The 25,160-nt window shown below is 63.4% G+C and carries 24 protein-coding genes; 8 read left to right on the plus strand and 16 right to left on the minus strand.

Annotated features, from left to right (window positions below; all coding sequences use genetic code 11):
* Window positions 1-77: 77 nt before the first annotated feature.
* From FS767_RS22865 to metG, 3 genes are all read right to left on the minus strand, one after another.
* Window positions 78-254, minus strand: coding sequence for a PA3496 family putative envelope integrity protein (locus FS767_RS22865; protein WP_167339837.1), 177 nt, complete (start codon window positions 252-254; stop codon window positions 78-80).
* A gap of 102 nt (window positions 255-356) precedes the next feature.
* Window positions 357-995 carry an endonuclease III gene (nth, locus tag FS767_RS14255; RefSeq protein ID WP_144966369.1) on the minus strand — a complete coding sequence of 213 codons (639 nt, stop codon included), beginning with the start codon at window positions 993-995 and terminating at the stop codon, window positions 357-359.
* 127 nt (window positions 996-1,122) lie between these two features.
* Complete coding sequence (gene metG / locus FS767_RS14260) at window positions 1,123-3,165, minus strand: methionine--tRNA ligase (RefSeq protein ID WP_144966371.1); 2,043 nt, start codon at window positions 3,163-3,165, stop codon at window positions 1,123-1,125.
* A gap of 157 nt (window positions 3,166-3,322) precedes the next feature.
* On the opposite strand from metG, the gene apbC reads away from it, so the two are divergent.
* On the plus strand, window positions 3,323-4,417 hold the full coding sequence (gene apbC, locus FS767_RS14265; RefSeq protein WP_058637953.1) for an iron-sulfur cluster carrier protein ApbC: 1,095 nt from the start codon (window positions 3,323-3,325) through the stop codon (window positions 4,415-4,417).
* A 208-nt stretch (window positions 4,418-4,625) separates the two neighbouring features.
* On the opposite strand, the gene FS767_RS14270 is transcribed toward apbC, so the two are convergent.
* Window positions 4,626-4,835 carry a cold-shock protein gene (locus tag FS767_RS14270; RefSeq protein WP_016488765.1) on the minus strand — a complete coding sequence of 70 codons (210 nt, stop codon included), beginning with the start codon at window positions 4,833-4,835 and terminating at the stop codon, window positions 4,626-4,628.
* Window positions 4,836-5,183: 348 nt separating this feature from the next.
* On the opposite strand from FS767_RS14270, the gene dcd reads away from it, so the two are divergent.
* Window positions 5,184-5,750, plus strand: a complete 567-nt coding sequence (gene dcd, locus FS767_RS14275) for a dCTP deaminase (RefSeq protein ID WP_023535255.1) — start codon at window positions 5,184-5,186, stop codon at window positions 5,748-5,750.
* A gap of 95 nt (window positions 5,751-5,845) precedes the next feature.
* Window positions 5,846-6,070 carry a hypothetical protein gene (locus FS767_RS14280; RefSeq protein WP_058606055.1) on the plus strand — a complete coding sequence of 75 codons (225 nt, stop codon included), beginning with the start codon at window positions 5,846-5,848 and terminating at the stop codon, window positions 6,068-6,070.
* A gap of 6 nt (window positions 6,071-6,076) precedes the next feature.
* Here the strand turns inward: FS767_RS14280 and pdeM are convergent, their stop codons facing one another.
* The 7 genes from pdeM to FS767_RS14315 all read right to left on the minus strand — a co-directional run bounded on the left by pdeM (window position 6,077) and on the right by FS767_RS14315 (window position 17,305).
* Complete coding sequence (gene pdeM / locus FS767_RS14285; RefSeq protein WP_144966373.1) at window positions 6,077-6,730, minus strand: ligase-associated DNA damage response endonuclease PdeM; 654 nt, start codon at window positions 6,728-6,730, stop codon at window positions 6,077-6,079.
* A gap of 73 nt (window positions 6,731-6,803) precedes the next feature.
* Entirely contained in the window at window positions 6,804-9,248 is a 2,445-nt protein-coding gene (locus FS767_RS14290) for a ligase-associated DNA damage response DEXH box helicase (protein ID WP_144966375.1), read from the minus strand.
* Between the two features lie 65 nt (window positions 9,249-9,313).
* Entirely contained in the window at window positions 9,314-10,429 is a 1,116-nt protein-coding gene (locus FS767_RS14295; protein ID WP_144966377.1) for a succinylglutamate desuccinylase/aspartoacylase family protein, read from the minus strand.
* Window positions 10,430-10,546: 117 nt separating this feature from the next.
* Window positions 10,547-12,205, minus strand: a complete 1,659-nt coding sequence (locus tag FS767_RS14300) for an ATP-dependent DNA ligase (protein WP_144966379.1) — start codon at window positions 12,203-12,205, stop codon at window positions 10,547-10,549.
* A complete protein-coding gene (locus tag FS767_RS14305; RefSeq protein ID WP_144966381.1) occupies window positions 12,202-13,218 on the minus strand; it encodes a ligase-associated DNA damage response exonuclease in 1,017 nt (338 codons plus the stop codon). Before FS767_RS14305 ends, FS767_RS14300 begins: the two co-directional genes overlap by 4 nt.
* A 114-nt stretch (window positions 13,219-13,332) precedes the next feature.
* Window positions 13,333-15,774, minus strand: coding sequence for a penicillin acylase family protein (locus FS767_RS14310; protein WP_144966383.1), 2,442 nt, complete (start codon window positions 15,772-15,774; stop codon window positions 13,333-13,335).
* A gap of 190 nt (window positions 15,775-15,964) precedes the next feature.
* Window positions 15,965-17,305, minus strand: a complete 1,341-nt coding sequence (locus FS767_RS14315; protein WP_144966385.1) for a PLP-dependent aminotransferase family protein — start codon at window positions 17,303-17,305, stop codon at window positions 15,965-15,967.
* A gap of 131 nt (window positions 17,306-17,436) precedes the next feature.
* On the opposite strand from FS767_RS14315, the gene FS767_RS14320 reads away from it, so the two are divergent.
* On the plus strand, window positions 17,437-18,654 hold the full coding sequence (locus FS767_RS14320) for an MFS transporter (protein ID WP_144966387.1): 1,218 nt from the start codon (window positions 17,437-17,439) through the stop codon (window positions 18,652-18,654).
* A 37-nt stretch (window positions 18,655-18,691) separates the two neighbouring features.
* Here the strand turns inward: FS767_RS14320 and FS767_RS14325 are convergent, their stop codons facing one another.
* The 4 genes from FS767_RS14325 to FS767_RS14340 are packed head-to-tail and all read right to left on the minus strand — an operon-like array spanning window position 18,692 to window position 20,349.
* A complete protein-coding gene (locus tag FS767_RS14325) occupies window positions 18,692-18,889 on the minus strand; it encodes an SEC-C metal-binding domain-containing protein (protein WP_023535239.1) in 198 nt (65 codons plus the stop codon).
* 7 nt (window positions 18,890-18,896) lie between these two features.
* Complete coding sequence (locus tag FS767_RS14330; RefSeq protein ID WP_100851003.1) at window positions 18,897-19,373, minus strand: LEA type 2 family protein; 477 nt, start codon at window positions 19,371-19,373, stop codon at window positions 18,897-18,899.
* Window positions 19,374-19,375: 2 nt separating this feature from the next.
* Window positions 19,376-19,852, minus strand: coding sequence for a YchJ family protein (locus FS767_RS14335; RefSeq protein ID WP_144966389.1), 477 nt, complete (start codon window positions 19,850-19,852; stop codon window positions 19,376-19,378).
* A 2-nt stretch (window positions 19,853-19,854) separates the two neighbouring features.
* A complete protein-coding gene (locus FS767_RS14340) occupies window positions 19,855-20,349 on the minus strand; it encodes a DUF6231 family protein (protein ID WP_058637963.1) in 495 nt (164 codons plus the stop codon).
* Window positions 20,350-20,509: 160 nt separating this feature from the next.
* On the opposite strand from FS767_RS14340, the gene FS767_RS14345 reads away from it, so the two are divergent.
* The 3 genes from FS767_RS14345 (at window position 20,510) to FS767_RS14355 (ending at window position 22,419) form a co-directional block, all read left to right on the plus strand.
* Complete coding sequence (locus FS767_RS14345; protein ID WP_027915328.1) at window positions 20,510-21,214, plus strand: OmpA family protein; 705 nt, start codon at window positions 20,510-20,512, stop codon at window positions 21,212-21,214.
* Between the two features lie 178 nt (window positions 21,215-21,392).
* On the plus strand, window positions 21,393-21,668 hold the full coding sequence (locus FS767_RS14350) for a DUF1145 domain-containing protein (RefSeq protein ID WP_058606062.1): 276 nt from the start codon (window positions 21,393-21,395) through the stop codon (window positions 21,666-21,668).
* Window positions 21,661-22,419 carry a collagen-like protein gene (locus FS767_RS14355; RefSeq protein WP_144966391.1) on the plus strand — a complete coding sequence of 253 codons (759 nt, stop codon included), beginning with the start codon at window positions 21,661-21,663 and terminating at the stop codon, window positions 22,417-22,419. Before FS767_RS14350 ends, FS767_RS14355 begins: the two co-directional genes overlap by 8 nt.
* Window positions 22,420-22,434: 15 nt before the next feature.
* On the opposite strand, the gene FS767_RS14360 is transcribed toward FS767_RS14355, so the two are convergent.
* The gene (locus tag FS767_RS14360) at window positions 22,435-22,899 is read right to left on the minus strand and encodes a CopD family protein (RefSeq protein WP_144966393.1); all 465 of its coding nucleotides are present in this window, start codon (window positions 22,897-22,899) and stop codon (window positions 22,435-22,437) included.
* A gap of 98 nt (window positions 22,900-22,997) precedes the next feature.
* Between FS767_RS14360 and dinG the strand changes: the two genes are divergently transcribed.
* Entirely contained in the window at window positions 22,998-25,142 is a 2,145-nt protein-coding gene (gene dinG / locus FS767_RS14365) for an ATP-dependent DNA helicase DinG (protein WP_058606041.1), read from the plus strand.
* Window positions 25,143-25,160 lie beyond the last annotated feature (18 nt).

A 25,160-nucleotide genomic window follows, 5' to 3' on the forward strand; every position in this document is an offset into this window, starting at 1 on the left:
AGGAGGGCTCTGCACCGAATTCGAGGCCTGAACGGAGAGGGAACGGGTCTTTCGGAGGCCCGCCAGCAAGCACCTACCTAGAGATCGTAATCGAAATCGGCCAGCTGCCTCTGCAGTCGACGTTCTTCCAACAGATTGTCAATGGTGCGACGTTTGCTCAGATTGGTCTTCGCCGGTTCCACTTGCGGCTCGACTTCTTCTTCAGCTGTCACAAAATCATCTTCAATCGCGAGGTCGTCTTTATCAGTGCTCATGAGTCGCTCCACGGCAAGGGCCAATGGCCGACCTTATAACCATAAAGTGAGCGCTGGTAAAAAAGATTTTTTCAATCGAAGCGCAGTGTTTTTACTATTGCTTCAATCATCAGTGGTCTTGTGCTTGTATTCGCACAGGTCTTCGATTCGGCAACTGCCGCACCTGGGCTTGCGGGCCTGACAGACATAGCGGCCGTGCAAGATCAACCAATGGTGTGCGTCGAGCAAGTAATCCTTGGGGACGAACTTGATCAGCTTTTTTTCCACCTCCAGCACCGTCTTGCCCGGGGCGATGCCCGTGCGATTGCTGACGCGAAATATATGGGTATCCACCGCCATGGCCGGTTGGCGAAACGCCGTATTGAGCACCACGTTGGCTGTCTTGCGGCCAACGCCCGGCAAGGCTTCGAGAGCCTCGCGCGTGTCCGGCACCTGCCCGTCATGCCGCTCAATGAGCAGGCGACAGGCCTCGATGACGTTCTTGGCCTTGCTGTTGTAGAGCCCAATGGTCTTGATGTACTGGCTCAGTCCGTCGACACCCAGCGCGTAGATAGCCTCAGGGGTGTTGGCAACTGGAAAAAGCCGCGCTGTCGCCTTGTTCACACCCACATCGGTGGATTGCGCGGAGAGGGTCACGGCGACCAACAGCTCGAAGGGTGTGGTGTAAGCCAGCTCGGTTTTGGGTGTCGGGTTGTCTTCGTGCAGTCGACGGAAGATTTCTCGACGTTTGACGGCATTCATGAATTCGTAGCGTTCCTGGAGAGCGTAAGCATGCAGTTGGACTTGGCCGCTCTAGGCAAAGCGCAGCAGCTGGTGGCTGCGCGCCATTGTCGTAAGGCAGGGGCCTGATGCAGGCCCCGCTTGTGGGTTACTTGATGCGCTGACCGGGTTTGGCGCCGCTGTCGGGGCTGAGCAGGTAGATTTCTTCACCGCCAGGGCCGGCGGCCATCACCATTCCCTCGGAAACCCCAAAGCGCATTTTACGTGGCTTGAGGTTGGCGACCATCATGGTCAGCCGGCCTTCGAGCTGAGCGGGGTCAGGGTAGGCTGACTTGATGCCGGAGAAGACGTTGCGGCGCTCATCACCGATGTCCAGGGTCAACTGCAGCAGCTTGTCAGCACCCGGTACGGCCTCGGCCTTGACGATCAATGCCACGCGCAGGTCGACTGCGGCAAAGGTGTCGAAGTCGACTTCCGCCGACAGCGGGTCCTTGTGCAGCTCGCCATTACCCACAGGTGCCTTTGGCTCCTCGGCGGCCAGCAGGTCCTCCTTGCTGGCCGCGATCATGTCTTGCACCTTGGCAGGTTCGATGCGGCTGAGCAGGGCCTTGAACGGGTTGAGCGTGTGATTTTCCAGGCGCGAGCGGTGATCGTCCCAGGTCAAGGGTGCAACATTCAGGAAGGCCTCGGCATCAGCCGCAAGCACTGGCAGCACAGGCTTGAGGAAGACCACCAACTGACGGAACAGGTTGATGCCCTGGGCGCAGATGGCTTGCACCTCATCTTGCTTACCTTCCTGCTTGGCCAGCGACCAAGGCGCCTTTTCGGCAATCCATGCATTGGCGCGGTCGGCCAGTGCCATGATTTCGCGCATGGCGCGTGCGAAGTCTCGGCCCTCGTAGGCTTCTGCAATGGACGGTGCAGCTGCCAGGAAGGCTTCGGTCAGCTCTGGAGCCGCATCACCGGCCACCATCACGCCGTCATTGCCTTTATGGATAAAACCGGCACACCGGCTGGCGATGTTGACCACCTTGCCCACCAGGTCGGAGTTGACCTTCTGCACAAAGTCCTCAAGATTCAGGTCCAGGTCATCGACCCCACGACCTAGTTTGGCGGCGTAGTAGTAACGCAGGTATTCAGGTTGCAAATGGTCGAGGTAGGTACGGGCCTTGATGAACGTGCCCCGCGACTTGGACATCTTCGCACCGTTGACGGTGAGGTAGCCGTGCACGTTGACCGCGGTCGGCTTGCGCAAGCCAGCGCCTTCGAGCATGGCGGGCCAGAACAGGGCGTGGAAATTGACGATGTCCTTGCCGATGAAGTGGTAAAGCTCAGCGCTGGAGCCCTGGTTCCAGAAGGCATCGAAGTCCAGGTCCGGGCGACGCGCGCACAGGTTCTTGAAGCTCGCCATGTAGCCGATCGGCGCGTCCAGCCAGACGTAGAAGTACTTGCCAGGCTCCCCAGGGATCTCGAAACCAAAGTACGGCGCGTCGCGGGAGATGTCCCACTCCTGCAGACCGGCATCCAGCCATTCGGCGAGCTTGTTGGCCACGGCGTCCTGCAACGTGCCGCTGCGCGTCCACTGCTGGAGCATGGCCTGGAAGTCGGGCAGCTTGAAGAAGAAGTGCTGGGAGTCGCGCAGCACCGGTGTAGCCCCTGAAATAGCAGACTTGGGGTCTTTCAATTCGGTCGGTGCATAGGTCGCGCCGCATTTTTCGCAGTTATCGCCATACTGGTCTTCGGCCGCGCACTTCGGGCACGTGCCCTTGATGAAGCGGTCTGCCAGGAACATGCCCTTTTCAGGGTCGAAGTATTGGGTCACCGAGCGAGTGGAGATATGCCCCGCCTCGCGTAGCCGGGTATAGATCATGCCCGACAGTTCACGGTTTTCTTCGCTGTGGGTGGAGTGGAAATTATCGAAGTCCACCAGGAAATCGGCAAAGTCGGCGCTGTGCTCGGCCTGTACGTTGGCGATCAGTTGCTCTGGCGTGATGCCTTCCTTTTCGGCTCGCAGCATGATGGCCGAGCCGTGCGCATCATCGGCACAGACATAGATGCACTGATTGCCGCGCAGCTTTTGAAAGCGGACCCACATGTCTGTCTGGATGTACTCGAGCATATGGCCAAGATGGATGGATCCGTTGGCATAGGGCAGGGCGCTGGTGACGAGAATCTGACGTGGCTCGGACATGGTGGCTCGGCTACTTATCTGGCGACGGGTGAAAATGAGGATGATCGGCCACTATAAAGGGCTGACGAATATATTTCACCCCGCGCACGCATCTGCTGACGATTGACGGGTTAGGATAGGCGCTTGTTTTACATTCAGTTTGCCAATGGGAGTGTCCATGAGTGCCCTCAATCGCGCCGCCATCGAAGGCGTGCTTCGCCAGTACACAGACCCCTATCTCGACCAGGATCCGGTCACTGCCGGTTGCGTGAGTGCCATCGAAATCCAGGATGGGTGTGTCAGCGTACAGATGCAGCTCGGCTATGCCGCAGGCCTGTTCAAGCAGGGCTGGGCGCAGGTGCTGGAAACGGCGATCGGTAACCTTGAGGGCGTAACCCGTGCCCAGGTGAGCATCGAGTGCGTGATCGCGGCCCACAAGGGCCAAGCCCAAGTGCCCGGCATGGCCAACGTGAAGAACGTCATCGCCGTGGCATCGGGCAAGGGCGGCGTGGGCAAATCCACCACCGCCGCCAACCTGGCGCTGGCACTGGCCCGTGAGGGTGCGCGCGTAGGCATCCTCGATGCGGATATCTACGGCCCCAGCCAAGGCGTGATGTTCGGCATCGCCGAAGGTACGCGGCCGCAGATTCGTGATCAGAAATGGTTCGTGCCTATCCAGGCCCATGGGGTCGAAGTGATGTCGATGGCATTCCTGACCGATGACAATACCCCCATGGTGTGGCGCGGCCCCATGGTCTCGGGGGCGCTGCTGCAGTTGGTAACCCAGACGGCCTGGAATGATCTCGATTACCTGGTCATCGACATGCCGCCTGGCACCGGCGACATCCAGCTGACGCTGGCGCAGAAAGTGCCGGTGGCAGGTTCGGTCATCGTGACCACGCCCCAGGACCTGGCGCTGCTCGATGCCAGAAAAGGCGTGGAAATGTTCCGCAAGGTCAACATCCCGGTGTTGGGCGTGGTCGAGAACATGGCCGTACACATCTGTTCGAACTGCGGCCACGCTGAGCACCTGTTCGGCGAGGGTGGCGGTGAGAAACTCGCCAGCCAGTACGGCGTCGATCTGCTGGCGTCGTTGCCGCTTTCGATGTTGATCCGCGAGCAGGCCGACAACGGCAAGCCTACGGCCATCGCCGAGCCTGAGAGCCAGATCGCCATGGTGTACCAGGAGCTGGCGCGCAAGGTGGGAGCGCGTATCGTACTGCGTGAAGCGGCAGCGCCAGCGATGCCGAGCATCACCATCAGCGAAGACTAGTCGGCTGTAGTACCGCAGCCTTTCAGATCAAGACCAGAGGGCGGCTCGGTGAGCCGCTCGTGCTGACAGGTCGTGCTCATAGGCGTGTATCTGTTCAACGGGCGATCCTTGACCATGGTCAGCGCGCCCTGGCGCCTGCTGACTGAGTAGCAGGCATAAAAAAACCCGCCGAAGCGGGTTTTTTTGAAAGCTAGAAAGCTCGATCGACTTAGGCGATCTGAACTTCTTCAGCCTGCATGCCTTTCTGGCCGCGGGTAGCGACGAAAGTAACAGCCTGGCCTTCTTTCAGGGTTTTGAAGCCGTCAGCTTGGATGGCTTTGAAGTGCACGAACAGGTCGTCGCCCGACTGAGGGGTGATGAAGCCGTAGCCTTTCTCATCGTTGAACCACTTGACGGTACCGCTTTGACGATTGGACATTTTTCTGTCTCCTTGGACAATTTGATTTCGGTCAGGAAAAACCCTGCCCGGGACTGAGCGCAAAGAGAGCAGAAAATTCAGCGATGGGCCGATCAGGATCGTGCATCAAACTAGAGATTCTCGGTGTCACGTGCAGCACAGTGGCAACACCTTACCCCACTTTGCCCAAGCTGCCAATGGCCAGACGCCGCTTTCCCCGAAAAGAGATCGACGGCGGCTGCAAGCCACGCCTCGCGGGCACTGTAGCCGCGGCGGGCGGCAAACGCTGGATGGAACTTTGAAGACCGCGCCGGGACCGGTAAGATGCGCGTCTATCTTTACCTTGCAGACTCTTCAGGACATCCCGCCATGAGCATCAAATCGGACAAGTGGATTCGCCGCATGGCGCAGGAACACGGCATGATCGAGCCGTTCGTGGAGCGCCAGGTGCGTGGCGAACAGGATAACCGGGTCATCTCTTTCGGCGTTTCCAGCTACGGCTACGACGTGCGCTGCGCCGACGAATTCAAGGTCTTCACCAATATCAACTCGGCCACCGTCGACCCGAAGAACTTCGATGCCGGCAGCTTCGTCGACATCAAGAGCGACGTGTGCATCATCCCGCCCAACTCCTTTGCACTGGCGCGCACCGTGGAGTACTTCCGCATCCCGCGCGACGTGCTGACCATCTGCTTGGGCAAGAGCACCTATGCGCGTTGCGGCATCATCGTCAACGTGACCCCGCTCGAGCCCGAGTGGGAAGGCCACGTGACGCTGGAGTTCTCCAACACCACCACGTTGCCGGCCAAGATCTACGCCAACGAAGGGGTAGCACAGATGCTGTTCCTGCAATCGGACGAGCCTTGTGAAGTGTCCTACCGGGACCGCGGCGGCAAGTACCAGGGCCAACGTGGCGTCACCCTGCCACGCACCTGACCGACAGGCGTCGGGAATTTCATCGGCTTTTGACGCTCCAAGTGGTAACCCTGCCGATTTGCATAAAGCGGGTCGGCTGTTGTCAGGAGGTGCCAATGAAACTCCACCCAACGATCAGTGCGAAGTTGGCTGGCTTGCAGCCCAATCACATCGGGCTGCTTTCCTGGTCGCTGTTGGCTGACCCATTGCCGCTGCATGCTGGCGGTGTGCCAGGGCAGCCTGACCCGGACACGCCGCAGCCTGGCCAGCCGGGTGATACGCCCATGGAGCCCGGCGAGCCCACCCTTCCCGACGAGCCGCCTCCAGCGCCTGTAGCCTGATTCATTTCATAGCGGCCACACCCGGCCGGCACCGGCCAGATAGACCTGGCTGGTGCCGGCGGGCTCGATCTCCCAACCGCCTGTGAATTCTCCGAAAGCTGGCAGCAGGCTGACTTTTTCGTCGATCAGAAAGCACGGCAGGCGCAGCCGTTGGCGAGCCCTGCCGCGCAGCACGAAGACCGGGTGGACGTGCCCTGAAAGCACCGTGAGCGCCGGATGCGCCTTGGGTTCGTGTTGCAGGGCGAACGGCCCCACCACGTAAGGTTCGTCTACCACGTCGATCCCCAGCTCAACAGGTGGATCGCCTGCGTTGCGGTCATGGTTGCCGCGTATCAGCACGATGCTCAACCCCGGATGACGCTCTCGCCAGGCTTGCACCCGGGCCAGTGTAGCTGGCGCCCGCGCAGTCCGGGCATGCAGGAAATCACCCAGCACGATCAGTTGCTCGCAGTCATGCTCGGCCAGCAGCGTGTCGAGCCGGGCCAACGTGGCTTCGGTAGTGCCTCTGGGAACGGGTTGGTGCAAGGCCCTGTAGCTCGCCGCCTTGCCGATGTGCACATCGGCCAGCAGCAACGCCTTGCGGGCTGGCCAATACACGGCTTTGTCCGGCAGCAGCCAGAGTTTCTGCCCGGCCAGTTCGATGGCGCAATGTGTCGTCATGTGCGGATCGCCAGGCCGTCAATGGCAAGCGAGATAATCGCTGCCCCATAAATGCGTCTGATCGTTATCGGGTTCAACCTGCAATGCTCTCCAATTCCGCTACCATTCGCGCAATGCGGTCTGCCAGTTTTTCCGTGCTCAGGGTTTCACGCAGTCCTTCGACCAGCAGTGCGAACGCCAACGGCCCGGTGCGCTCCATCACACGCAAGTCCAGCCTAAGGTCGGTCAGTTTCAGCAACTGGGCCCGAAGCCGATCGATTTCCAACTCTTCGCTAAGTACCTCATCACGTGCCTGGCCCAGCAGCAGGTTGCCTGCGTCGTGCTTGCGGAACACCTCATAGAACAACCCGCTCGAGGCCTGGATCTGGCGCATGCTCTTTTGCGCTGCAGGATAGCCACCGAACACCAGCCCAGCGATCTGGGCGATTTCCCGGAACCGGCGCAGCGCCATTTCCCCGGCATTGAGGCTGGCAAGCACATCCTCCAGAAGATTTTCGGTACTCAACGCACGGGGCAAGTAGCTGGCCCAATCCACCGGCCCAGGGCTTAGCAGCTCGAAGCCGTAGTCGTTGACGGCGATGGAAACCGACAGCGGTTGCTCTCGGCTGACACGCCAGGCGATCAGGTTGGCCAACCCCATGTTGGCCATGCGCCCGGCAAACGGGTACACGAACAGGTGCCAGCCCTGCCTGGATTTGAATGTCTCTGCCAGCAGGGTCCCTGTCGTCGGCAGCGCCGACCACTGGGCTTGTACCGTAAGCAACGGCCTTACTGCGCGCATTTCAGGGCTGTCGAAGCGACCGTGCGCTGCGGCGTCAAGTTGCTGGACCACAGCGTCTGCCAGTTCGCTGGAAAGCGGCATGCGCCCGCCGTTCCAGCGGGCCACCGCCGCCTTGCGCGCATTGCTGCGGCGCACATAGGCGGTCATGTTTTCCACGCGAACCAGCTCCAGCACGCGGCCGGCGAAGACGAATGTGTCCCCGGGCCTCAAGCGTGAGATGAACGCTTCTTCCACGCTGCCCAGGTTCTTGCCGCCACCGCCTTTGCTCCAGTACTTCAGGTGCAGCGAGGCGTCACTGACGATGGTGCCGATGCCCATGCGATGGCGGCGCGCCAGGCGCTCACTGGCGACCCGGTATAAGCCGTCTGGGTGCATTTCAACACGTTGATAATCGGGGTAGGCGCTGAGCGAGCTGCCGCCATGGCAAACGAAGTCCAGTGCCCATTGCCACTGGCTGTCACGCAGGTCGGCGAAGGCCCAGGTGCTGCGCACTTCTGCGAGCAGTTGCTGCGGCTCGAACCCGCTGCCCAGGGCCATGCTGACCAGGTGCTGGACCAGTACATCCATGCACAGGCGCGGCGACCGGCGGCCCTCCAGGTGGCCGGCCGCCAGGGCCTGGCGCATGGCGGCGGCTTCCACCAGCTCCAGGCTGTGGGTGGGCACCAGGGTGATACGCGAGCGCCGTCCAGGCGCATGCCCTGAGCGGCCTGCGCGCTGCATCAACCGGGCGATTCCTTTGGCCGAACCGATCTGCAGGACGCGCTCGACCGGCAGGAAGTCCACGCCCAGGTCCAGGCTCGATGTACAGACGACGGCCTTGAGCGTGCCCTCCTTGAGGCTGCGTTCGACCCAGTCGCGGGTGTCCCGTGCCAGGCTGGCGTGATGTAGCGCGATCAGGCCCGCCCAGTCGGGGCGCTCTTCGAGCAGGGCCTGATACCAGAGCTCGGCCTGCGCCCGGGTGTTGGTGAACACCAGGCAACTGCTGCTGGCGTCGATTTCCCGGCTTACCTGCTTCAACATCTTCAGGCCGATGTGCCCTGCCCATGGGAAGCGCTCGATGTGCTCGGGCACCAGCGTATCGACCTGCAGCACCTTGTCCTGGCGCCCGCGGACCAACTGACCACCTTGGGGCAGCAACACGTCCAGGGCATGCTGCAGGTTGCCGAGGGTGGCCGACAGCCCCCAGGTCGGCAGGCCAGGGTGCCAACGCCGAAGGCGGGCCAACGCCAGTTGCAGCTGAACCCCCCGCTTGTTGCCGAGCAGTTCGTGCCACTCATCCACCACCACCATGCGCAGCGTCGCGAAGTCATTGCTGGCCTGGGCCCTTGTCAGTAGCAGGGTCAGGCTTTCAGGTGTGGTGACCAGCACGCTGGGCATGCGCCGGGCCTGGCGTGCGCGCTCGGCGCTGCCGGTATCGCCGCTGCGCACGCCAACGCTCCAGGGCAAGCCCATCTCGTCGATGGGTGCCTGCAGCGCTCTTGCCGTATCGGCGGCCAGGGCGCGCATGGGGGTGATCCAGATGACCTGAAGCGGCGCCGCGTGGCGCCCCTGGGCCTGGGCCTTGAACGCCCGCAGTGCCGCCAGCCAGACCGCATACGTCTTGCCAGCGCCAGTGTTGGCATAGAGCAGGCCCGACTCCCCACGCTCGACGGCGGCCCACACCTTGCGCTGGAAAGCGAACGGCTTCCAGCCGCGTTGAGCGAACCAGGCATTGGCAAGATCGGTGGCGGTGGGCATCAGGCGGGCAGTCCCTCGAAGGCTGTGCTTCTAGAGACCACCGCTGCAAGGCATTGGTTTACTTGTCAGTTGGCCAGCAGATTGCCGCTGCGGCACACCTGCTCGCCGGCAACATGGGCGATCACCATGCCTGCCGTGGCCATACGCCGCACGCTACGCGCATACAGCAGGCCAGGCTGGCTGTTGCGCAAGGGCATGACGCGATCACTGAGCGGGTCGATGACCTCGGCAATCAGTTGCCCCGCCTCCAAGTACTGCCCTGGCTTGGCGTGGTAAACCAGCAACCCGCCCGCAGCGGCCGTGATTGGCTCCACGGCAGCCAGTGGGGTGGCTGGCCAGCGCAAGGGCGGCAGGGCAGGGGTATGGCCCTGTATCACGCCGGCATGGGTCAGGAAGTCGAGAATGGCCTGGCAGTCCTGGCGCGCCAAGTCGTGGCTCACATCCGCCTGGCCGCGCAATTCGAGGGTGACTGAACACGTGCCCGCCGGGATGGGGAAGCGTTTGCCAAAGCGCTGTTGCAGCTGCCACCACAGCAGGCTGAAGCACTCGTCGAAAGACTGCCCGCCCGAATCGGTCGCCAATAGACTGGCCTGGGCACCCAGGTAACGGGCCAAGGGCTCGAACTGCGGCCAGGCGTCCGGGGTGGTATAGAGATGTTCGACAGCGTCGAAGTCGCAGTGCAGGTCCAGGACCAAGTCGGCATCGCACGCCAGGCGCTGCAGGATCAGGCGCTGCGCTTGCAGCGGGGTACGCGCCGGATGAGCATCCAGGCCGCGGCGCAGGTATTCGCGGATCAGGGCCTGATTGTGGAGCGGGTCCTGGGTCAGGTGGGCCTCGACCTGATCACCGATGCTGTCTGACAGGTCGACGAAATTGCGGTTGAAGTTCTCGCCACTTTGCAACTCGAACCGGCCCAGCGGGGCGTCGAGCAGCACCTGCTCAAGGCCTACCGGGTTGGCAACCGGCACCAGGATGATCTCGCACTGCAGGCGGCCTTGCTGGTCCAGTTCCAGCAACTGGCGCTTGAGGTGCCAGGCCACTAGCATGCCGGGCAGTTCGTCAGCATGCAGCGAGGCCTGGATGTACACCTTGCGGCCACCGCGTGGCCCGAAGTGGAAGCTGTGCAGTTGGCGGGTTACCCCCGGAACAGGGGAGAGGATGTCATGGGTCGAGTGGTGCATGATGGTCCTGAATACGGGGCTGGAACGGTCTGGAGCACGGGCTGAGCCTTCAGATGAAAGCACAATTTCGCTGCCAGCGCCTCACGCCAGCCCCTCACAGCTGGCTGTGATCCCTGATCAGGCCAGCAAGGCCTGTAAGGTCGCCAGGTCGTCGGCTTCCTCGACAGGCTTGTCCAGGCGCCAGCGCAACATGCGTGGAAAGCGCACGGCGATGCCGCTCTTGTGGCGCTTGGACAGAGCAATGCCTTCAAAGCCCAACTCGAACACCAGCGTGGGCGTTACGCTGCGCACGGGGCCGAAGGTTTCCTGGGTGGTCTTGCGCACGATGGCATCGACCTTGCGCATCTCCTCGTCGGTCAGGCCGGAATAGGCCTTGGCGAAGGGGATCAACGTGCGGTCCGGGGTGCCGGCAGGGCCGTCCCAGACCGCGAAGGTGTAGTCGCTGTACAGGCTGGCGCGCCGTCCGTGGCCACGCTGGGCGTAGATCAGCACGGCGTCGACGCTGAACGGATCGATCTTCCACTTCCACCAGGTGCCCATGTCCTTGGTGCGGCCAACACCATACAGTGCCTCGCGCTGCTTGAGCATCATGCCTTCCACGCCCAGGCTGCGTGACTGCTCCCGTTGCCGGGCAAGGTCTGCCCAGTCGGGCCCTTGCAGCAGCGGGGAGAGCAGTACGGGTGCCAATGGGCAGGCTTCAAGCACACGTTCGAGTTGCGCGCGCCGCTCATGCTGCGGGCGACTGCGCCAGTCCTCGCCTTGCCACTCCAGCAAGTCATAGGCCTGCAACACCACCGGGGCATCGTTCAACAATTTCTTGCCCAAGGTCTTGCGACCCAGGCGTTGCTGCAGCAGGGCAAAGGGCTGAACGGACGCCTCTGCCTTGGCATCGCTCGCTTTCCAGACCAGGATCTCGCCGTCGAGCACCACGCCATCGGGCAGGGTCTGGGCCAGGCTCTGCAACTCGGGAAAACGTTCGGTGACCAGCTCCTCGCCGCGCGACCATACCCACAGCTGCCCGTCGCGCTTGACCACCTGAGCCCGGATGCCATCCCACTTCCATTCGATTTGCCACGCGCTGGGCGGCCCAAGCAGCGTATCGAACTGTTCGACTGGGGCTTGCAGGGGGTGGGCGAGAAAGAACGGATAGGGCTGCCCGCCACGCTGACTATGCTCATCGGCAGATTCGGGCCCTATCAGTTGAAGGTAGCGCTCGGCGGTTGGCCGATGGCTGATATCGGTATACCCGACCAACCGCTGGGCTACCCGCTTGGCGTCCAGTTCCGCCAACTGAGCCAGGGCGCGTGTGACCAGCAGTTTCGATACGCCGACGCGGAAACTGCCGGTGATCAGCTTCAGGCACAGCATCAGGCTGGGGCGATCCAGCCGTGCCCACAGAGGGGGCAGACGTTGCTGGAGTTCCTCCGGTGGCAAGCCGCGCAACGGCAGCAGGTAGATTTCGACCCAGTGCGCCAGACCTTCGTCAGCGCCCTGCTGGGTGTCGGGCAGCAGCAGCGAAATGGTCTCGGCCAGGTCGCCCACCGCCTGGTAGCTTTCTTCGAACAGCCAGTCCGGCAGCCCTGCCATCGCGCCGGCCAGTTCGCGCAATACCCGGGTGGGCACCAGTTGACGCGGGCGTCCGCCCGCCAGGAAATACACGGCCCAGGCGGCGTCATGGGGCGGCGCGCTGGCGAAGTATTCGCGCAGGGCCTGAAGCTTGGCATTGCTGGAGGTGGTGCCATCGAGGCGCAAGTACAATTCGGCAAAGGCTTTCATGCGCCTGTCTCCCCGGCTGTGGCGTCATCTTCCTCACCGTATTCGGTGACGAATGCACGGGCGTCGAGCCCCTGTTCATTCAGGTAACGCACCAGCACGCCCACCGACCCATGGGTGACCATGACCCGTTCGGCGCCCGTCTGGCCGATGGCCCACAGCAGCCCAGGCCAATCGGCGTGGTCCGAGAGCACGAAGCCCTTGTCTACACCGCGTCTGCGCCGGGTGCCGCGCAGCAGCATCCAGCCACTGGCGAACGCGTCGCTGTAATCGCCGAAGCGCCGCATCCAGCTGCTGCCCCCAGCGGACGGCGGGGCCATCACCAGGGCCGTGCGCAACAGCGGGTCGTTGCGTGCAATGTCGCCGGCATAGCGGGTTTCGGGCAGGTACACCCCCGCTTCGCGATACACCCTGTTCAGCGGCTCGACGGCACCGTGCACCAGTATCGAGCCAATGCTGGGGTCCAGGCCATGCAGGATGCGCTGCGCCTTGCCGAAGGCGTAGCAGAACAGCACGCTGGCCTTGCCCTGTTCGCTGTTGGCCCGCCACCAGGCATTGATGCCGGCGAACACATCCGCCTGGGTCGGCCAGCGGTAGATGGGCAGACCAAACGTCGATTCAGTGATGAAGGTGTGGCAGCGCACTGGCTCGAAGGGCGCGCAGGTGCCGTCTGGCTCGACCTTGTAGTCGCCCGAGGCCACCCAGACCTCGCCCTGATATTCCAGGCGCACCTGTGCCGATCCCAGCACATGCCCGGCAGGGTGCAGGCTCAGGGTCACGCCGTGGTGCAACAGGCGCTCGCCGTAAGGCAGGGTCTGCAAGTTGATGTCCATGCCCAGGCGGCTGCGCAGGATACCGGCGCCGGGGTCTGCGGTGAGGTAATGGCGATTGCCGGAACGCGAGTGGTCACCGTGGCCGTGGGTAATCACGGCGCGGTCTACCGGCCGCCAGGGATCGATGTAGAAATCGCCGGGCGGACAGTACAGGCCTTCGGGTCGAGCGATGACGAGGTCCATGGCACACGCACTGGTAGGGAGTTACCAGTTAGGAGCCGCAGCGGCCAAGGGAAGTTCGACCGGTGGTTTGTTCATCCCTTGACCGTCGCAGCTGCTGCACGGCGCCGGCCTTTTCTACTTGCCCGGTACCAGGGTCAGGCGCTGGGTGCCATAGGCACGTGCGAAATGCTGGGGCGCAAGCGGCATGACCGCGAAGCGGCCCTTGAACCAGGCATCGAGGCCATCTCCATGATGCGGGCTGGCCGGGTTGCCTGACTGGCCGCTGCTGGTCAGCACCTGCAGGGGTTCAGCCTGGCTGAAGTCCACGATCAGCCGCGCCGATGCCGGCAGGCGGGTGACGAAGTCGCTTCCCCAGGCGTAGGGGGTAAAGGCGAGCGTGCTGAAGTCGCCGCCTGCAGGCTGTGCAGGACGGCCGATGGCATCACCCAGCCCGTGGTAGGCCGGTGCAGGCCATTGGTATTGGTGCAGCTTGCCCCATTGCCAGGCGCTGCGATCGGCGCCCAGTTGGGCAATGCCCGTGTCCATTGCCGCAACCAGGCTGCGGGCCAGGATGGCGGGTTTGTCTTCCTTCTGAGGCGTACCGCGGTCGTCCCAGAACGGGCTGTCATCCCGGCCCAGCAGGTGGTCGGCCTGGGCCGAGAACGACAGGCGTGCATTGCTCACGAATGCCTGCCAGGCCGCCCCGGACTCCGGCCCCAGTTCATCGAGGAACGTCTGACGGGCAAGGGCCTGGAGGAACAGAGCGTACAGCGCAGCATCGGACGACACTGGGCTCAAGCGGCCATCGAACGCCTTGAGCCTGGCCAGCGCCGTACGGGCCTTGTCGCGCTGATCGGCGGGCAAGGCATTGATGGCCTGCTGCAGCGGGCCTGCCATGCCTGGCGCGTCGAACATCTGCTTGAGCTTGCCGGCCAACAAGGTGACCTGGTCGTTCTGCAACGCCATCAGGCTGCGGCCATCAAGGCGGCCATTGCCAGCGAGTTGGCCCAGGCGCTCGGCACGCTCCGGGTAGTACCAGCTGCTCGACAGCTGCATGCCGTAGCCGCGCGGCAGGCTGCGCTGGTTGGCGTGGCCGATCCAGCCAGCGGTCGGGTCCTGGTCGTACGGGTGCAGCATGGGGTCGGCATAGCCATCCCAGTCATAGCGCCCATCCCATCCCGGCGAAGGCAACAGGCCTTGGCCTTCTCGGCGGTTGGGGTAGCGCCCGCTCACCTGCCAGCCAATGTGCGAAGGTTCGGCAAAGACGAAGTTCAGCGCAGCAGCCGTGACATCACGGGTGCTGTCGAACGCGCGCTCCACGGTCTTGGCACGGGTCAGGTCGAACAGTGCATCAAGGCTGCGATCACCTTTGAACTGCGGCAAGTTCAGGGCAAGGCCCAGGCTGGCATTGCCTGGCTGGCCGAGTAGCGTGCCATGACGCGTGTCATGCATCACTTCGCGCTGTGGGCGCTCGCCGCGCACCAGGAAGGTCTCGGTGTGTGCCCTGGCTGCAACCCATTTGCCGTCCGCCAGGTAACTGACCTGGTTGCCTTGGTGGCGCAGCTTTTCCAGGAACAGGTCCTGGTTGTCGGCCATCACCGCGCTGCTGGTCCATGCCAGCTGGCCGTTGTAGCCAGCCAGCACGATCGGCAGGCCCGGCAGCGACAGGCCTGCCACCTGGTACTTGCTGGTGTGGATCTGTACCGGGCTCAGCGCCCAGACTGCACGGCTGTCGCTGGCCAGCAGGCTCTTGCCGCTGCGGCTGCGTTGCGGGCCGATGGCCAGGTTGGCCGAACCGGGGCTGCCCAGCAGGTCAAGGTCCACCAGTTTCTGGCTGGCAGCTGCCAGGGCAGACAACCCCGGCAGCTGACTGGCAAGGTCCAGGCCCTTGAGCTTGGCTGCTTCGCCTTCGGCCAGCGGTTCGTCGGCGGCGCCGGGCAGCAGCCAGGCCAGCTTGTCACTGCCGACTTTCTGCGCCAGGGTCAAGGCGCTGATCTCTTCTTGTAGGTTGACCGACTGGCTGAAGGCATACAACGCGAATATCAGCGCGGAGTCTTCAGGCTTCCAGTATTCGGGGCGGTAGCCGCTGTTGGCCAGGTCCGCCGGCAGCTTGTCACGGTAGCGGAACAGATAGGCGTTGACCCCGCGCGCATAGACGTCGAAGAAGCGCTTGAGCCGTGGCGATGCGTCGGCGTACAGCTGTGCCGCGCTTTGCTTGAGGTTGGCGGCGCGCATCAAACGGTCGATATCCAGTGCATCGCGGCCCGCCACTTCAGCCAGCCGCCCGTGGGCCAGCAACCGCATGGCAACCATTTGCTCGATCCGGTCCCCGGCATGCACGTAGCCCAAGGTGAACAGCGCGTCATGGAATGTGCTGCTCTCGATCAGCGGAGCGCCCATGGCATTGCGCCTGACTGACACGTTCTGGGCCAGGCCCTTGAGCGGCTGCACGCCGCTGGCCGGCGGCAGGCTGTCCTGTTGGGCAGTGGTCTGGCAACCGGCCAGGCCAAGTGAACCGAGCAGCAGGGCAGCCGTTGCAGCGCGCGGGCGGAAAAAGAAAAGGGCGGGGGCGGCCATGGCAAGGCTCCTGCAAGGCGTAGCGGGTATGGAAAGGCGCTAAGGTAGTGAGCAGGCCGCCTGGGTGCAAGGCCTGCCCTGGCTTTATTTCGACACATCGGCCCAGCGCTGGATGAGTGGCAAGACCCTGTCGGCCATTTGCCAATCCCCGGCCGTGACGCCGGGGTATCCAGGGGCGCGTTGCAGCGGGTCAAACTTCGAAATGCACAGCCATGGCGTCGGAAAAGTGCGTGCAGTTGATGCGGGTGTACCGAACGTAGTTGCGCGTGATCGCAAAGGATTCGCCAGGCATCAGCAGCACATCGTGCTGTTCGAGTTGGCGCAAGAAAGGATGCAGGTTGGCAATGTCGGGGTGATGGACCCACAGGAACATGCCGCCGTGCGGCGTGATATCGAAGCGCCAGCCGCGGTCTATCAGCGTGCGCTGGGTCTGAACCTGCTGTCGAATCAGGCGTTGCTGCAAATCGCTCATGTGCCTGGCGTAGGTGCCGTCGGTGAGGATCGTATTGACGAAGCGCTCGCAGAATGCAGGCACGGCCACGCAGGTGAGCAGTTTCAGGCGCATGAGCGGTTCGACCAGTGCAGCCGGGCAGGCGATGTAACCCACGCGCAGGGAGGCGGACAGGCACTTGGAGAAGCTGCCGATATAGATGACCTGCTGCAGGTTATCCAAGCCGGCGAAGGTCTGGCGCACACCCGGGCTGAAGTCGCCGTACACGTCGTCTTCGACTACGTAGAAGCCGTGTTCGATCGCCAGTCTCAGTACGCCGAAGGCGTTGTGCGGGCTGACGTTACTGCCGGTGGGGTTGTGGAATGTGCTGTTGCAGAAGAAGGCCTTGACCTTGTGCTGGGCCAGGTGCCGCTGCATGTCTTCAAGGTCGGGACCGTCCTGCAGTCGACGGATGCCGACCACGTGCCCCCCGGCCAGCTCGATCAGCTTGACCAGGTTGCCGTTGCAAGGCTCGTCGACGAACACGTGATCGCCAGGGGCGATCAGCAGGCGGGCCACCAGGTCCAGGGCCTGGGTGGCGCCCAAGGTGCTGATTAATTGCTGCGGGCCTACATCGATCTGGGTCATGCGCCGCAGGTGCACGCACAGCTGCTTGCGCATGGGCAGGTAACCCTGGATGTCGCCATAGTCGGCCAGCGAGCTTTGCTCCAGGCGCGCCGTACGCCGCACGGCCTTGGCCAGCAGCTCGGTGTCGCGCCAGGCAGGGGGCAGCCAGCCGCAGCCGAGCTTGGTGTAGTGCGGGCCGCCTTGCAGCAGCTTGAACAGCGCGTCCCCGGCCATATGCCCGGGCGCCTCGTCCTTGGCGGGCGGCCGAGTGGTACCGGCCACGAAGTAGCCACGCCCTGGCACGGCCGTCAACAACCCTTCACTGACCAGGCGCCCATAGCTGGACACGACCTCGTGGTAGGTGGCACCCGTGCTGGCCGTGAGCTTGCGAATCGACGGCATGCGTTGCCCCGGCAGCCATTCGCTGGCAGCCAGACGCTGCCGGAGTTGATGAAGGAGAGTGTCAGCACGCATCGACTGGCCCGTCAGTGTTAGAAAAAACAGCCTAACAGTTAGCTGGAAACCGCGTCGACTGTTCGCCCGTGGTCAGCCGATCAGTGAGAAGCTTTGGCGCATTCATTTACTGCGCCTTCAGCGAGCACGCCATGAGCGAAACCCTGCCAGCACGCACCTACCTGTATTTCATCGCACAATCGGTCAACCTCACCACGGCTGTGATGTCCGTGACCATGGCAGCGCTTGTCGGTGCTGCCCTGGCACCCGATCCTGCGTGGTCGACGGTGCCCTACGGGTTTCAGTTTCTCTGCGTGATGCTGGCGACCTACCCGGTGTCGTGGCTGATGGGGCGCATCGGTCGTCGCCGCGCATTCATGCTGGGTGCTCTGCCCTTGGCCGTATCCGGCGTCAGCGGGTTCCTGGCCGTGCAGCACCAGCACTTTTTCGCCTTGATACTCAGCCACTGTGCCTTGGGGGTGTACATCGCGTTCGCCAACTTCAACCGGTTTGCCGCTACCGACAACCTGACGCAACACCTCAAGGCGCGAGCGCTTTCACTGGTGGTGGCAGGCGGCGTGATCGCGGCCGTGGTGGGGCCGGCCTTGACCGGATGGCTCAGGGATGTGGGCGGGTATCCACTGTTCTCGCTGTGCTATGCCGCCTTTATTGGTCTGGCGCTCGTGTCGTGGTTGATAGCCCTTTGCTTGCCCAAGGAGATGCCGGTGAATCGCCCGCAGCAGGGCCTGCAAGCGTCCGAGACGGTGCGACCTGCGCCACGCAAGGTGTTGATGGTGGCAATGAGCGTGGCGGCGCTGGGATACGGCATCATGAACCTGTTGATGATTCAGGCTTCGCTGCACATGAAAGGTATGCACCAGGACTTCGCCGACGTGCGCATGGCCATCCAGTGGCATGTTGTGGCGATGTTTGCGCCGTCGTTCTTCACAGGCAGCATCATTCAACGGTTGGGCATCAAGGTGACGATCTGCGCAGGGTTGGGCCTGTTCGTGGTGAGCACGGCCTTGAACATGGGGCCCAGCAGTTATGCAGTGATGACCGCGGCCCTGATAGCCCTGGGCCTGGGTTGGAACCTGACCTATGTGGGCGGGGGCGCGCTGCTGGCGCAGGCATTGCAGGACAGCCCGTGCGCGATGCGCCTGCAGGGCAAGAATGACCTGGCCATTGCCGTGTGTGCCACGCTCGGGGCCTTTACGCCTTCCTTGTTACTGGACACGGCAGGCTGGAAGGGCACCAACGGTCTGTGCATGGTGCTGTGCCTGGGGCTGTTGCTGGCCACCGCGCTAGGGTTGCCAGCCAAGCCGGGCACCTCGGCGCCCAAGCTGCAGACCGCGCCGCGCCAGCGCTAACGGACAGGCGCGGTGCCGTCGAACGGCGGGGCGGCGGTCAGGCGCCGTGGCACTTCTTGAATTTCTTCTCGCTGCCGCACGGGCACGGGTCGTTGCGGCCAACATCCTTGAGGGCGTTGCGCACCGGCTCCTGGTGACCGTGGTTGCAGTGCGGCCCATGGACATGGCCGTGATCATGGTGATGATCGTGGTCGTGGTCGCAGTCAGGGCCGTGAACGTGAGGCTGTTGGGACATTGCAGGGTTACTCCAGGTAATGATCGCCGGGCATTATCTCACCACCGCGCAACAAGTGCAGGTTCCGATGGATCAACAGGCCGGTGCCCAGTTCGGCCTTGAGCGTGTATTTCAAAGGCTGGTGGCTCTTGAGCATCTTGGCCAGTGGCTTGAGGCGCTGCCACAGGTTGGTACGGGCGGTGATCTTGAAGGTGCGCTGGTCGTGTCCGCCAACGCTGCGCCACAGGCTGGCTTCGTCCTCTGCCAGCAGCACATCGTTCAACCGCAGGGCATAGGACAGGTTGCGGATGAACAGACGACTGTCGTTGGGGTTTTCCACCCGCACATGGAGCACGAATTCCTGTTGCAGCAGGCGAGCCTTGACCGTTTCCACCCTGACCAGGTGGATCTCCGGTTGCCGCCAGGGCTCACCGCCCCAACTGACGCAGCCGCCCAGAAGCATCACCAGCAAGGCAGGCAGCAGGACACGCAGGCGGGTCATCATGCTCAGCCACCCACATAGCTGGCGCAGCATTTCTTGAATTTCTGCCCGCTTTGGCAAGGGCAGGGATCGTTGCGCGTGGCGTTCAGGCCCACGGTGGGGTCGATGAAATACCAGCGGCCTTCGTGCTGCACGAAGGCCGAGCGTTCGCGGTGCTGATGATCGCCGTTCTGGTCATGCCAGCGGGCAGTGAAGGTCACGAAGCCGTGCTCGGGCTGGCCACCGATCAGCTCGGCATCTTCGACCTCCAGGCCCAGCCAGGTGCTCTGGGCACTCCAGGCGGCCATGGCGGCGCGATCAAGGCCGGCCTGCTGGGCTGGCAAGGTGGTCGCCACCAAGTAATCGACCAGCCCCAGCACATAGGCGCTGTAACGTGAGCGCATCAGCGCCTGGGCATCCGGTGCAGGCGTGCCGGCGTGGTAATGCCCGCAGCAGGCGTCGAGCAGGTTGCCACTGCCACATGGGCAGACCGATACACTCATCATCACCACCAGTATTTGCCGAAGTTTTCAGGGTTGGCCCAGAACCGCGCGTTCAGCCAGTCAGGGACCTGCTTGTAGTCATGTAGATCATAGGTGAACAGGCTCAACACCTGCTGGTCGCGCTGAAACTTCTCGCTGGCCGACAGGGCCAGGGCGAAGAAGTCCGTGTCCTGCCAGCCGCAGGCCGTCAGGTCGGCCAGCACTGCGACTCGACTGGCGTTGAGATTGCGAATGCCACCAAGCAGTTCCAACCCGTTGCGCTTGGGCAGGTGCTCCAGGCAATCGACCAGAAGCGCCAGGTCGAAGCGCTGGGCTGCCAGTTCAGCCGGCAGCGGGCCCGGCGGCGCGCTCGCCAGGCTCGCCTCAGGGTGGGCCAGCAGGAAGGCGTCGAGTGCCGGGAACCGCGTGCCCACCAGCAACAGGCGTTGCGGGGTGACGCGCTCGAGCAAGGCGGCGAGCGCCTGCTGTGGCGTGCGTTGGGAAAAACCGTCGGTCATTGGCAGTCCTCATCAAGATCAGCCAAGACTATCGGGCCAGCGCCTGTCGGCATAGGGCTATGGCATCCGGTCATGGCAAATGGCTGGCAGGCTGCGCAAGCAGCGTCTTTACTGCCCTGATCGGCCACGATGCCGATTCCCCCCTAGAAGAGGCTATGAAATGAGCATAGTACGCACAGCTGTACCTCTGGTTCTGCTCACCAGTGTGTTGACTGGTTGCGCGGGTTTGCAAAAGACCGACTGGCCCAAATGTGCGGCGGTCGGCGGTGTGGGCGGCGCGGCACTTGGCGCTATTGAAAGCTCAAGTTGGGCAGGTTGGGGTGCACTGCTCGGGGGCGGGCTTGCGGCGGGGTATTGCTGGGCCCATGGAGATGGCGACGAAGATGGCGACGGCGTACCGGACAGCCGCGACAAGTGCCCAGGTACACCGCGCGGCGTCCAGGTCGATGCTAACGGTTGCCCGCCGCCTGCGCCGCAGGTCGAAGCTGTGGTCGTCGAGCAGGTGGTGGTCGAGAAAGAAGAAGTGATCGTCATCCGCGACGTGCATTTCGAATTCGACTCTGCAAGGCTCACCGCTGCCGACAAGCAGCGCCTCAATACCATCGCTACACGCCTGAAGCAGGAAGCGCCTTCGGCCCGCTTGAGCGTGAGCGGCCACACCGACAGCGTGGGCGCCGACAGCTATAACCAGAAACTCTCCGAGCGCCGTGCCCATTCGGTCACCGACTATCTGGTTGAGAGCGGCATCCCGCGCAACAGCTTCGTGTCCGTGGTCGGGGCTGGCGAATCCCAACCTGTGGCCGACAACGCCACCGCCGAAGGGCGCGCGATGAACCGTCGTACGGAAATCAAGATCCAACGGTGAGGCAATGGCGCCCGCGCACCGTTACAGCGCGGGCGCTCTGCAATCGCCTTGGGCGGTAATGGCCGGGGGACTAGACCTTGCCAAGCAGGATATGCGCTGGCGCGGTTCCCGACCGAGCAGTTACTGTGAAACGGTCGCGTTGGCCATCCCGGCAGTACGCCATACGGTGGGGCAGAGCATGAAATTCATCTTGAGCCTGGGCAAGCTCCTGACCATAGTCTTCTGGGGCGTAGTGCTGTACAACCAGATGGTGCCGCAACCTGTGCCGTTGAACCTGTTGATCAACGCCACGGGCTTGATGTTGGCGCTGCTGCACCTGCTCGAAATGCTGGTGTTCAATGCCAGTCTGCGCGGCCGTAGCCATCGCTGGTTCGACCGTCTGCAGATCCTGTTGACGGGCATTTTCCACATCATGTCCATCCCCCGCGCGCAAGAGGCGCCACGAAATGCGTAATCTGATGTTGTTCGCCCTGCTGGCCGCGCCGCTTGCGCAGGCACAGAACCTGGAAGTACCCGCCAATTCCATGCTCCGCCTGCCAACCAAGTCGGCCGAGGTGCACCTGGAGCAGCTCAGGGTGGCGGACGATGCCACCTTGCTGCTTCCCGCCACGCTCGCCTCGCTGACGGTCGATCGGCTGGAGCTGGGCCGTGATGCCCGTATCGCCGTGGCACCGGCCGATACCCCGCTCCTGATCGAGGCGGCCAGTGCCACCCTGGGTGCTGGCAGTGAGTTCAGTGCGCCGGGCGCGCCTGGGACCTATGAACGTGCCGCGCGTTCAGGGCGCGGGCTTGACCTCAAGCTTGCCCAGCTAGAGGGCGAACAACTGTCCATCGATGCCCGCGGTGGCGCGGGTGCGCCAGGGTTCGCCGGGCTCGATGGCGCCAACGGCCAGGCCGGTGGCTGCACCTGGGGCCGTGCCAGCCGTGGTTTCAACGGGGATGACGGCGGCAATGGCCACGACGGTGCGCCGGGTGGTCGAATTCGCCTGAGCGTACCCGAGGCTTTCCCGGCCGATCGCATCAGGGTGCGCCTTGACGGGGGCGCGCCGGGTAAGCCTGGTGCAGCAGGCCAGGCGGGCAAGGGCGGTGCGAGCAAGGGTTGCCTGGTCTACCGCACCTCGCCGGGCCACAGTGGCCGCGCCGGGCAACCGGGTCAGCCAGGCCTTGCCGGGGCTGCTGGCGAGCTGATCCTGCAGCGACTCTGATCGCTGCGGGTACGCTCAGAACATCAGGCGGGCACTGGCCACGGCGACCACGGCCAGGCCCAGCAGCAGGTTCACCCCCACCATCCGGCGGATGCGCCCCAGCACCGCCGCTGCCCCCGGCCAATCCTCGGCCTGGACTGCCGTTTTCATTTGTGGAAGCAGCAACGCCTGGATACGCATGAACAGGGCGAACATGACGATACCGCCCCCGATCATCACCTGGACATACCGCGGCGCGGTTTCGAAGCCATTGAAGCGCAGGTGGATCATGCCCACGCCGCTTATCGCCAAAATCGCCACGGCCACCCAGATCCAGCCGAAGAAGCGTCGGAAAACTTCCACCCATAACCGTAGCCTGGCAGGCCCGTCCAGCGCTGCAACCGTTGCCGGGCGCAGTACCATCCAGGCGAAGAACATGCCCCCCACCCAGACCAGGGCGGCCAGAACGTGCAGGGTGTAGGGCAGGGCAAAGGCAGTCATCCGGATCTCCATGCGGCATAAACAGCGTGAGCGGGGTATGATAGCCGCCCTATGCGCGATACTGAAAATATATCCAGCCCTTCGGGCGCCTGCACACCATGATCAGCACTGAACTCAAAGCCACCATCCAGGGCGCCTATACGCGATTTCTCGAAGCCAAGAGCCTCAAGCCGCGTTACGGCCAGCGCCTGATGATCGCCGAGGTAGCCAAGGTCCTCGGGGACATTCCCTGCGACGACGAAGGCCGCCGTGCCGGCGAGCCCGCCGTCGTGGCGGTGGAGGCGGGCACCGGTACCGGCAAGACGGTTGCCTACAGCCTGGCGGCCATTCCGGCGGCCAAGGCGGCAGGCAAGCGTCTGGTCATCGCCACTGCGACCGTGGCGCTGCAGGAGCAGATCGTCTTCAAGGACCTGCCTGACCTGATGCGCAACAGCGGGCTGAATTTCAGCTTTGCCCTGGCCAAGGGGCGGGGCCGCTACCTGTGCCTGTCCAAGCTCGACATCCTGGTCCAGGAAGGCCACGCCCAGACCTCCCAGGCGCAGTTGCTGGAGGAAGAAGGTTTTCGCATCGACGTGGACGAGCGCAGCCTGAAGCTGTTCAACAGCATGATCGAAAAGCTGGCCGGCAACCGTTGGGACGGTGATCGCGACAGTTGGCCAGACAGCCTCGAAGACGAGGACTGGGCACGGCTGACCACCGACCACAGCCAATGCACCGGCCGCCACTGTCCCAATTTCCAGCAGTGCGTGTTCTACAAGGCCCGTGAAGGCATGGGCAAGGTAGACGTAATCGTCACCAACCACGACATGGTGCTGGCCGACCTGGCGCTGGGCGGCGGTGCGGTGCTCCCGGCCCCCCGGGACACCATGTACGTGTTCGACGAAGGGCATCACCTGCCAGACAAGGCCATCGGCCACTTCGCCCATTATTCACGGTTGCGTTCGACGGCCGACTGGCTAGAGCAAACCGCCAAGAACCTGACCAAGCTGCTGGCCCAGCACCCCCTGCCGGGCGATCTGGGCAAGCTGATCGAACAGGTGCCCGAGCTTGCCCGCGAAATCCGCACCCAGCAGCAGTTCATGTTCACGCTCTGCGAGCAGGTGGCCGATTTTCGTCCAGGCGAAGACAACGAAGGGCGTGAACGCCCCCGCTACCGTTTTCCAGGTGGCGTGGTGCCCGATGAAATCCGCGAGGTCGGCGTCGAGCTGAAAAAAGGCTTTGCCCGCCTGAACGATGTGTTCACTCGCCTGACCGACTTGCTAAAGGAAGGCATGGGCGGCGAGGTCAGCATTGGCATCGCCAGCCACCAGGCCGAGGAGTGGTACCCACTGTTCGGTAGCCTGCAGACCCGTGCCCAGGGCAACTGGGAATTGTGGACGGCGTTCACCGCCGAAGACCCCGAGGACAGCCCGCCCATGGCCCGCTGGCTGACCTTGGCCGAGAGTGGGGCACTGTTCGACATCGAGGTCAATGCCAGCCCCATTTTGGCGGCCGAGATGCTGCGGCGCAGCTTGTGGAACGTGGCACACGGCGCATTGGTCACCTCTGCGACCCTGACTGCGCTGGGCAAGTTCGACCGCTTCCGCATGCGCTCTGGGTTGCCCCGCGATGCGGTTTCCTGCGTGGTGCCCAGCCCGTTCGTGCACGGTGATGCAGGCCTGCTGCGGGTGCCCGACCTCAAGGCCGACCCCCGTGACGCCGCCGGCCACACCGCGGCCATCATTCGCGAGCTGCCGGGCATCGTCGAAGAGGCCCGCGGCGCGCTGGTGTTGTTCTCGTCACGCAAGCAGATGCAGGACGTGTTTGATGGCCTGGACCGGGATTGGCGCAAGCTGGTGCTGATCCAAGGCAACTTGTCCAAGCAGGAAACCCTGAACAAGCACAAGGCCCGCGTCGACGACGGCCAGCACAGCGTGCTGTTCGGCCTGGCCAGCTTCGCCGAGGGCGTCGACTTGCCGGGGGCCTATTGCGAGCACGTGGTCATCGCCAAGATCCCGTTCGCCGTGCCTGACGACCCCGTCGAGGCGGCCTTGGCAGAGTGGATCGAAGCGCGAGGCGGCAATCCGTTCATGGAAATTGCCGTGCCTGATGCCTCGTTGCGCCTGATCCAGGCATGTGGCCGACTGTTGCGCACCGAGCAGGACCGCGGTGTCATCACCTTGCTGGACCGGCGCTTGGTCACCCAGCGCTACGGCAAGGCTATTCTCAATGCGCTGCCGCCATTTCGGCGGGAGATTTCCTGACGGCCGGAGCGCTTGCGC

The sequence above is a fragment of the Pseudomonas sp. DE0010 genome (genome assembly GCF_007680745.1).
Classification (GTDB): Bacteria; Pseudomonadota; Gammaproteobacteria; order Pseudomonadales; family Pseudomonadaceae; genus Aquipseudomonas; species Aquipseudomonas parafulva_B.

Excerpts from the sequence above, each read along its gene's own strand:
- FS767_RS22865 (WP_167339837.1), bottom strand. The coding sequence starts at position 254 with ATGAGCACTGATAAAGACGACCTCGCGATTGAAGATGATTTTGTGACA.
- nth (WP_144966369.1), bottom strand. The coding sequence starts at position 995 with ATGAATGCCGTCAAACGTCGAGAAATCTTCCGTCGACTGCACGAAGAC.
- metG (WP_144966371.1), bottom strand. The coding sequence starts at position 3,165 with ATGTCCGAGCCACGTCAGATTCTCGTCACCAGCGCCCTGCCCTATGCC.
- apbC (WP_058637953.1), top strand. The coding sequence starts at position 3,323 with ATGAGTGCCCTCAATCGCGCCGCCATCGAAGGCGTGCTTCGCCAGTAC.
- FS767_RS14270 (WP_016488765.1), bottom strand. The coding sequence starts at position 4,835 with ATGTCCAATCGTCAAAGCGGTACCGTCAAGTGGTTCAACGATGAGAAA.
- dcd (WP_023535255.1), top strand. The coding sequence starts at position 5,184 with ATGAGCATCAAATCGGACAAGTGGATTCGCCGCATGGCGCAGGAACAC.
- FS767_RS14280 (WP_058606055.1), top strand. The coding sequence starts at position 5,846 with ATGAAACTCCACCCAACGATCAGTGCGAAGTTGGCTGGCTTGCAGCCC.
- pdeM (WP_144966373.1), bottom strand. The coding sequence starts at position 6,730 with ATGACGACACATTGCGCCATCGAACTGGCCGGGCAGAAACTCTGGCTG.
- FS767_RS14290 (WP_144966375.1), bottom strand. The coding sequence starts at position 9,248 with ATGCCCACCGCCACCGATCTTGCCAATGCCTGGTTCGCTCAACGCGGC.
- FS767_RS14295 (WP_144966377.1), bottom strand. The coding sequence starts at position 10,429 with ATGCACCACTCGACCCATGACATCCTCTCCCCTGTTCCGGGGGTAACC.
- FS767_RS14300 (WP_144966379.1), bottom strand. The coding sequence starts at position 12,205 with ATGAAAGCCTTTGCCGAATTGTACTTGCGCCTCGATGGCACCACCTCC.
- FS767_RS14305 (WP_144966381.1), bottom strand. The coding sequence starts at position 13,218 with ATGGACCTCGTCATCGCTCGACCCGAAGGCCTGTACTGTCCGCCCGGC.
- FS767_RS14310 (WP_144966383.1), bottom strand. The coding sequence starts at position 15,774 with ATGGCCGCCCCCGCCCTTTTCTTTTTCCGCCCGCGCGCTGCAACGGCT.
- FS767_RS14315 (WP_144966385.1), bottom strand. The coding sequence starts at position 17,305 with ATGCGTGCTGACACTCTCCTTCATCAACTCCGGCAGCGTCTGGCTGCC.
- FS767_RS14320 (WP_144966387.1), top strand. The coding sequence starts at position 17,437 with ATGAGCGAAACCCTGCCAGCACGCACCTACCTGTATTTCATCGCACAA.
- FS767_RS14325 (WP_023535239.1), bottom strand. The coding sequence starts at position 18,889 with ATGTCCCAACAGCCTCACGTTCACGGCCCTGACTGCGACCACGACCAC.
- FS767_RS14330 (WP_100851003.1), bottom strand. The coding sequence starts at position 19,373 with ATGATGACCCGCCTGCGTGTCCTGCTGCCTGCCTTGCTGGTGATGCTT.
- FS767_RS14335 (WP_144966389.1), bottom strand. The coding sequence starts at position 19,852 with ATGAGTGTATCGGTCTGCCCATGTGGCAGTGGCAACCTGCTCGACGCC.
- FS767_RS14340 (WP_058637963.1), bottom strand. The coding sequence starts at position 20,349 with ATGACCGACGGTTTTTCCCAACGCACGCCACAGCAGGCGCTCGCCGCC.
- FS767_RS14345 (WP_027915328.1), top strand. The coding sequence starts at position 20,510 with ATGAGCATAGTACGCACAGCTGTACCTCTGGTTCTGCTCACCAGTGTG.
- FS767_RS14350 (WP_058606062.1), top strand. The coding sequence starts at position 21,393 with ATGAAATTCATCTTGAGCCTGGGCAAGCTCCTGACCATAGTCTTCTGG.
- FS767_RS14355 (WP_144966391.1), top strand. The coding sequence starts at position 21,661 with ATGCGTAATCTGATGTTGTTCGCCCTGCTGGCCGCGCCGCTTGCGCAG.
- FS767_RS14360 (WP_144966393.1), bottom strand. The coding sequence starts at position 22,899 with ATGACTGCCTTTGCCCTGCCCTACACCCTGCACGTTCTGGCCGCCCTG.
- dinG (WP_058606041.1), top strand. The coding sequence starts at position 22,998 with ATGATCAGCACTGAACTCAAAGCCACCATCCAGGGCGCCTATACGCGA.